General features: G+C 67.8%; 5 protein-coding genes and 2 pseudogenes. 3 read left to right on the top strand and 4 right to left on the bottom strand.

All coding sequences use genetic code 11. The features are described 5' to 3' along the window. Positions 1–488: 488 nt before the first annotated feature. Positions 489–988 (bottom strand): annotated as a pseudogene (locus tag ABT084_RS34395) (helicase-related protein); the annotation flags it as partial. 163 nt (positions 989–1,151) lie between these two features. Between ABT084_RS34395 and ABT084_RS34390 the strand changes: the two are divergent. Both ABT084_RS34390 and ABT084_RS34385 read left to right on the top strand, forming a co-directional pair. Further along, positions 1,152–1,424 (top strand): hypothetical protein, encoded by a 273-nt coding sequence (locus ABT084_RS34390; RefSeq protein ID WP_351052684.1) that lies wholly within the window; start codon positions 1,152–1,154, stop codon positions 1,422–1,424. 138 nt (positions 1,425–1,562) lie between these two features. After that, positions 1,563–1,697, top strand: a pseudogene (locus ABT084_RS34385) (ATP-binding protein); the annotation flags it as partial. Between the two features lie 32 nt (positions 1,698–1,729). On the opposite strand, the gene ABT084_RS34380 reads toward ABT084_RS34385, so the two are convergent. Both ABT084_RS34380 and ABT084_RS34375 read right to left on the bottom strand, forming a co-directional pair. Then, on the bottom strand, positions 1,730–2,143 hold the full coding sequence (locus ABT084_RS34380; protein ID WP_351052681.1) for a hypothetical protein: 414 nt from the start codon (positions 2,141–2,143) through the stop codon (positions 1,730–1,732). A gap of 330 nt (positions 2,144–2,473) precedes the next feature. After that, entirely contained in the window at positions 2,474–3,805 is a 1,332-nt protein-coding gene (locus ABT084_RS34375) for a hypothetical protein (protein WP_351052678.1), read from the bottom strand. Between the two features lie 122 nt (positions 3,806–3,927). Here ABT084_RS34375 and ABT084_RS34370 point away from each other — a divergent pair, with 122 nt between their 5' ends. After that, positions 3,928–4,176, top strand: a complete 249-nt coding sequence (locus ABT084_RS34370) for a hypothetical protein (protein WP_351052676.1) — start codon at positions 3,928–3,930, stop codon at positions 4,174–4,176. A 566-nt stretch (positions 4,177–4,742) separates the two neighbouring features. Here ABT084_RS34370 and ABT084_RS34365 read toward each other — a convergent pair. After that, a complete protein-coding gene (locus ABT084_RS34365) occupies positions 4,743–6,398 on the bottom strand; it encodes a trypsin-like serine peptidase (protein WP_351052674.1) in 1,656 nt (551 codons plus the stop codon). Positions 6,399–6,512: the final 114 nt, after the last annotated feature.

The raw sequence follows: 6,512 nt of genomic DNA, 5'->3' as shown, positions 1-6,512 counted from the left end.
CCCCTGATCACTGCGGGCGACCCGGTCCGGTCGTCAGCCCCGTCGCCGTCCTGCAAAAGCCCTGGCTTCGACACTCCACCACCGCACCGTCCTGCATCGTGCAACTAAGGGAACTGCATGTACTACGCCCGGCAGTTCGTTTCTGCCAGGCCCTGCGATCTCTCTGCCTACGAGAGAAACCATAACCACACCACCACCCAATGTCTACTCCAGCCACCATAGATTTTCGTGAGCTCGGCGAAGAGGTAATCAACTTGGGGCAACGAAGGAGCAGCTTCTGCCGTCGATCGCAGCCGACGCCACCGAAACCGTGATCCTGTCGTCCCCGAGCCCGTCCCAACGCCCTGCGGCTCGGCGCGGCCCTTCGCGCTCGCCAGGCCGACCAGGCCATGCGCGACCCCAGCCGCCAACGACAGGAGCACCCGCTCCTGGACGATGAGGTGCGGGTGTCGGTCCGCACCATTTCCATCGGCTATACGGCCATCGGGCTACCGAAGCGCGCGCAGGCCTGCTGGAGCGGGCTGAGGGCCCCGCGTCGCCCCCGGGAGGCTGCGCTGCGCTTGGTTCGCTCGGACGCCGGGGCGGACCTGGGTGGTCTGGGGGACGATCCCGGCGGCGGCCATGAGGCGGGCCGTGTCGCGGCGCTGGTGGGTGGTGACCAGGGTGACGACGCTGCCGGACTCGCCCGCGCGGGCGGTACGGCCGCCGCGGTGGAGGTAGTCCTTGTGGTCGGTCGGCGGGTCGATGTTCACGACGAGGTCGAGATTGTCGACGTGGATGCCGCGCGCCGCCACGTTGGTGGCGACCAGCAGGTCGACGTTGCGGTCCAGGTGGCGGAGAACAGCATCCGCTGGCCTTCGGGGCGCACCTGGTCGAGGAGGGCGGTGACCTGGGGCATGAAGCCCATGTCGGCCATCTGGTCGGCTTCGTCGAGGACGCTGATCGCGACCTGGTTCAGGCGGCAGTCGCCACGGTCGATGAGGTCCTTCGGATCTTAGGCCAGCGTGATAATGGGTCCGAAACATCGCATAGTCCCGGGCGGCGGGTGCGTACTTGCGGGCGGTGGCGATCCGGGCCTTGAGGAAGTCGAAAAACTCCGCGACCCGCTCTGGTGTCGGTGGCGGCAGCTGGGCCGGGGAGTCGTCGCCGACATGCCGGGACGCGTTGAACTCATCGACCGGGCAGACCAGACGGACGCCGAAACCAGCCTCGATCTCGACGGCCTTGCGCACCTGAAGGAACCGGTGGAAGCCCTTGAAGATCTGCACATACTCGCGCCGGGTGGAGGCCGCCCGCCCGGCAAGGGCCAGGTCACCGACGACGCGGTCGATGTCTTCGGGGGTGACGTCCCAGGCGGGCCGGCCCAGTGCGGTGAGCGTCCGTTCCAGCAATCCGATGTCGTTCTCGACCGTCCACCGGACTGAACCCACGGGCCCGCCATGAAGCGACGAACGCCTCAACGCCGTCAGCCTGAAACTCCCACGGATCGGCGGTCACCGGCTCCAGCAGGACGGCACCGCCCTGGACCACCCTCAACTGGGATGCCACCGGCACACCTTCCCAAGACGTTCACCGACCCCCGCCTCTGCGCGGCCATCGTCGACCGCCTCACCTTCAACGGCACCATCATCGAGACCGGCACCGACTCCTACCGCCTCGCCAGCACCCGAGCCCGCGCCGAAGCCGCGGCCAGCTAGTTTCTGCAGGGCCGTCGGTCACTTCTCCAGTCTCAGAGGGAGTTGGCCGGCGGCCCATCAGGGCGAAGCGTGTCCCGCAACTCGTCGGGAGTGACAGGCCCTGCGTCACGAACGGGCTGGCCGACGTCGGCAGCCCAACTGGGACAAAAGCGTTCGACGAAGTCTGTGAAGTCGGTCCGCAGATATCGAGAGTCGGACGGCTTCAGCCGGATCTGTTGGCGGCTGCCTGCCCACCAGATCTCGAAATCGGCAACCGTGCCCTCCGCTGGCCAGTCTTCGCACTCGTTCGGCAGCAGCAGAACGTCGACGAAGCCTCCGACGCTCAGACCGATGTCCACGAAGATCCCGATCACACCGGGCCGGGGAACCTTCACCACGGTGCCCTCGAAGACCTGCCCGAAGCGCAGGCCCCTCCGAATCCGAGCCCACTCGGCATCTGTCACCACGAACAGATCATCGCACCCTCATCCGAGACGCGAGCAGCTGGGACTCAACGTGAACTGCAGCAGCGTCCCCTCACAAGGTTCACCTCAGCGACACGTCACAAGGTTCACCTCAGCGACACGGCACTGCCGCTACTTCACGCGAACATCCACGACCCAGAGGCTGACCCCACCACTGCTGAAACCCATCGACGAACGCTGCTGCTGAATGTGAACAAAGCCACCGGGGATTGGTGGCGATGCGCTGCACTGGCCACATTCGGCAGGACCGAGTGTTCGGCGAACTCACGTACGCCAAGGGCTCGGGCAGGCAGTCGGCCGGTCGCTCGGGGGCTACTGGAAGCTCAGTTGGTGCGGGTGCCAGGGGTTGGTGGGGCAGGTGTGGATGCGCATGTATCCGCGGCCGAGGTAGACCTTCGTGGGGGTGATGACGTGCCGGTAGAGGTCGGGGCACCGGTCCTCCTCGGGGGCCCAGCTCGCGGAGGCGGGGTCCCATTCGACGTGGTGCACCGTCAGGAGGGGTGGCATCGGCGTCCCGCACGTCCGGCAGTCGACGGGTCGTGGGTCGGTGGCGTGCCAGGTGGCGAAACCGCCCACCTTCCAGCCGGGCGCGATGGACAGTGCGCTCCCGTACTCGATTGCGAACGGATCGTCGTCCTCGTTCTCGTTGTCTTCGTCCTCGTCCTCGTCGAGGAGGTCTTCCTGCCATGCGTCGATGGCCTCCCGGAGGTCTGCGGGGAGCAGATCGATGTATTCGTGTTCGGTGACCTGCTCGGGGTGGACCACGCAGCGGTCGGGCACGCATTCCTGCCGACCGACGACGACGGGCTCCGGCTGTTCGCTCAAGATGCCCCGTGTGTCCGCGCCGCGCCGCCACTTCAGGACCACTTCGACGCTGTGGTCGGGTCCGTGCGTCTCGAAAGGGCACCAGAAGACCTGGAGGAGGTCGTACCCCTCGGGGCCCCGCAGATCGGGAATGTCACGTGCCCACAGCTGCGCGATCGCCAGCATGGGCACGGGGTCCTCGTCGCGGATTTCCGGCGCGTGGGTTGCCCGCTCGAGACGGGCGAGGGCCTGGCGTTCCTCTTCGGTCTTGGCCCGTCCCTGGGAGTCCGCGTCGATGAGGCGGGCACGGCGTACGTCCGCCATGCGGTACCCCTTGCCCTTGGGGTGGACAGCGGTGCACACCGGCCAGGGCTCGTCGGCGGGCCACAGCATCGGCCCGGCGACCGAGCTGTCCTGGGCCGAGGGCTCACCCGGGCGGGGGTGCAGGCGGGTGGCCGTGCGCCGGAACCCGGCCAGAGCCGGGAACAGCGCTTCGATGTCGATGGGGCGCGGGGGCGTGATGCGGGTCATGAACGGCTCCTCGGCGTTCCGGCAGGCACTCCAGACGCCGGTCCTGGGGTAGGCGGCGGGGTTCTCGAGTATGTAGGAGAAGGTGAACCCCTTGTTTCCGTGCGCCGTGAAGTGGATCTCGTGCGGGACGGGGTTGGAGCCGTGATATTTCGGTACCACGTTGTACTGGACGTCCGGGCGCGAGCCGGGGAAAGCGCTCTGTCCTGATGATCGCGTTGCGGTCGGGTCGGGGAGGCGGGCGAGGATGCCGGGCAGGGGCCGCTCGCCGGCGATTTCGCCGCGGTGGGCGCGGATCGCGGCCCACTTCATTGTCGACCGCCTCCGCGCGCAGGGCTACGGCACCATCGGCGTGGTGACCGGCGACCGTACTGCGCTGGTCTACCGGGACACCAGCGCGCTGGGGACAGCCGCCGACCGGCATGACGATGACGGTGAGCACCGATGAGCCGGGCTCCGTCATCGACCTCGCCGCCTCGGCGATCTACGGCTGGGAGACCTGGCAGCTCGAGCAGCTCCTGGCCCTCGACCCGCTCCGGGCCACCTACGACCAGCAGGGCCTTCCAGTGAGCTACCTGCCGCCCCCGCCGAGCCTGTTGGCCCTCGTCGACACGGCGGAACCCGGGCTCGTGCATCAGGTTCGCATCAGCCGTCCGGAAAGGATCAGCTGGCCAGCGCCCTGACCGGAGTCCGCGCTGGTGGGGCAGTTCAGGGCCACTTGGCGACGCTGGTCACCGTGGAGCTCTCCAGAGGGAACTGGTCCTCGACAGCGGCCCGGCTGGCGACTTTGAGCTCGTCGATACGCCCCTCGCCAGGAAGGGGCCCGCCACTCGGCCATGATCTGTTCGCCGTACCAGGCCACTACCATCCGGATCGCGTCGACGGCCTGCTGCTCCTGGCCGCCATGGTCGTCAAGGCCCGAGTAGTCCGGCGCCGGGAGCAAGCCTGATGCGTCACACCGGCACCCGACCCGTCAGGGCCCGGCACGGGACGCCCGTAGCGGTTGATGCAAAGGTCTGTCGGCTGCGTCAGGACGCAAGATCGACCGGCCCGCAGCGGACCGGCCCCGGGCCTGTCCGCCTCCACGATGCGCCACATCCCGACCAGGCTTGGCCGGACTGGCCTGGCCCAGTCGGTCCACCAGCACCCTCTCCGCTGCTGCGAATGCGACCGCGCGCGAACTCGTCCACGTCCGGCGGCAAGAAGTATGGAGCAGGGTGCCACTGCGGTGGAGCGGGCGGGTGTGGCGCTAGGCCGGCGGGACGAGCAGACGTTCGGTTCCTAGGGTGTTGGTCCGGGTGTCTCTGTACATGGTGGTCTCGCCGTCGGTCCAGCGGATGATGAGGTCGTTGGTGAGGCCGTCGCCCGTGTACTGGCCGGTGGTCATGACGACACTGTGGGTCCATGTGTTGTCGGGGCCGTGGATGGGCTGCTCGGCACCCAGGCCTCCGGTGGTGGTGCCGACGTAGTTGTTGAGCGCGCCGGTGGACCAGCGGACCATGAGATCCCACTTCTGGTTGCCTGAGAACTGGCCGGCGGTCAGCAGCGTGGCGTCCTTCCAGGCGCTGTTGGGGTCCTTGAGCTTGTACTCCTGGCCCAGGGTGCCGGCACCCACATTGGTGTAGAGGCTGAGTTCGCCGTCGGACCAGCGCACCATCAGGTCGGTGACGTAGGTGGTGGCGTTGAAGCGGCCCGCGGTGATCTGGGTGGCGTGGCTCCAGACCGAGCCGGCGGGGGCCATCTCGGTGCCGTCGCCCAAACCGTTGGAGCCCACGTCGCCGTGGAGGGTCATCCTGCCGTTGTCCCAGCGGACCATGAGGTCGAACTGATTGGAGCCGGTGAAGTCGCCAGCGGTGATGGTGGCCACTGAGCCCCAGGTCGCGTTGGGGGCAAGGAGCTGGCGTTCGGGGCGGAAGCCGCCATTGCCGTCACCGGGGTAGAGGGTCGCCTCCCCGTCGGTCCAGATGACGAGCATGTCGCTGTGCCCGCTGTTGCTGAAGTCGCCCGACGCGATCTGCTTGGCGTGCTTCCACGTTTCGCCGCTGCCCGGCAGGAGGGGGCCGTCGGTCGGCCCCTGATAGGGATTCGGGCGCTTGACGTTGCCGGAGCCGATGCTGTTGTTGGCGTCGTTGTACAGGTCTTGGGCGTCCTTGCCGTAAACCGGCGAGTAAGAGATCCAGTGCACGTTGGCGTCGTTGCCGCCGCCGTTGTACCCGCCCACGTTGCCTATGACCTGACCGGTCCGGGTTTTCGCGTCGTAGCCCCTGATCCAGGGACTGCCGGAGACGCCGCCGTAGTAGCCGCCGCATTCCATCTTCATCTGGCGGAACCCGTACAGCCGTGAGGTGGGGATGCTGCACGTGATGGCCCGGTGGGACGGGTTCTCCGAGCCGCTGGCGGGGTATCCGACGACGGTCACATTGTGCTCGTACGTGGTTTCCGTCGTGAATGTGAGCGCACCGGTGACGTTCTCAGCCGATCCCTTGGAGTTCGGGCCGACGGTGACGAAGGCGAGGTCCAGGTCGGATGTCGGGCCCTTCCCGCCGACCAGGTATCGCGGGTCCATGTAGACGTCGGTGATGGGGAAGACTCCCCATGGCTGCGCGGCCGAATCCAGACCGTATCGGTACTGGGGTACGAAGATGCGCTGTGTCGATTTCCTCAGCTGGGCTGCACAGTGCCCGGCGGTGAGCAGCAGGTTCTTGCCCTTGCTGCGTATGACGCTGCCGGTGCAGTAGGTGGCGTCACCACTGACTGGTACGCCCTGGAAGAAGAACGTGCCGACCATCGGGAGGCCGTCGAAGTAGGTGGCATTCGGGGTACCGGCGGGGGGCCCGGAGGCCAGGCCTCGGGCGGTGGGGGACGTCTCGCCGCGTGCGGGATCGACTGGCTTGGCCTGGGCCATGCGCCCGGCGGTCCAGTAGTCCGCCAGAGCGGGGGGAGAGGGGGTTGCCGCAGTGGGGCGCGGGGTGGGAGTGGCGGGTGGCGGCGAAGGTATCCGGGCAGGGGATGAGGCACT

This window comes from Streptomyces sp. NPDC002138 (assembly GCF_040296485.1).
Classification (GTDB): Bacteria; Actinomycetota; Actinomycetes; order Streptomycetales; family Streptomycetaceae; genus Streptomyces.
Note: the sequence above shows the minus strand (reverse complement) of the source record. Positions and strands in the feature narration are given on the sequence as shown.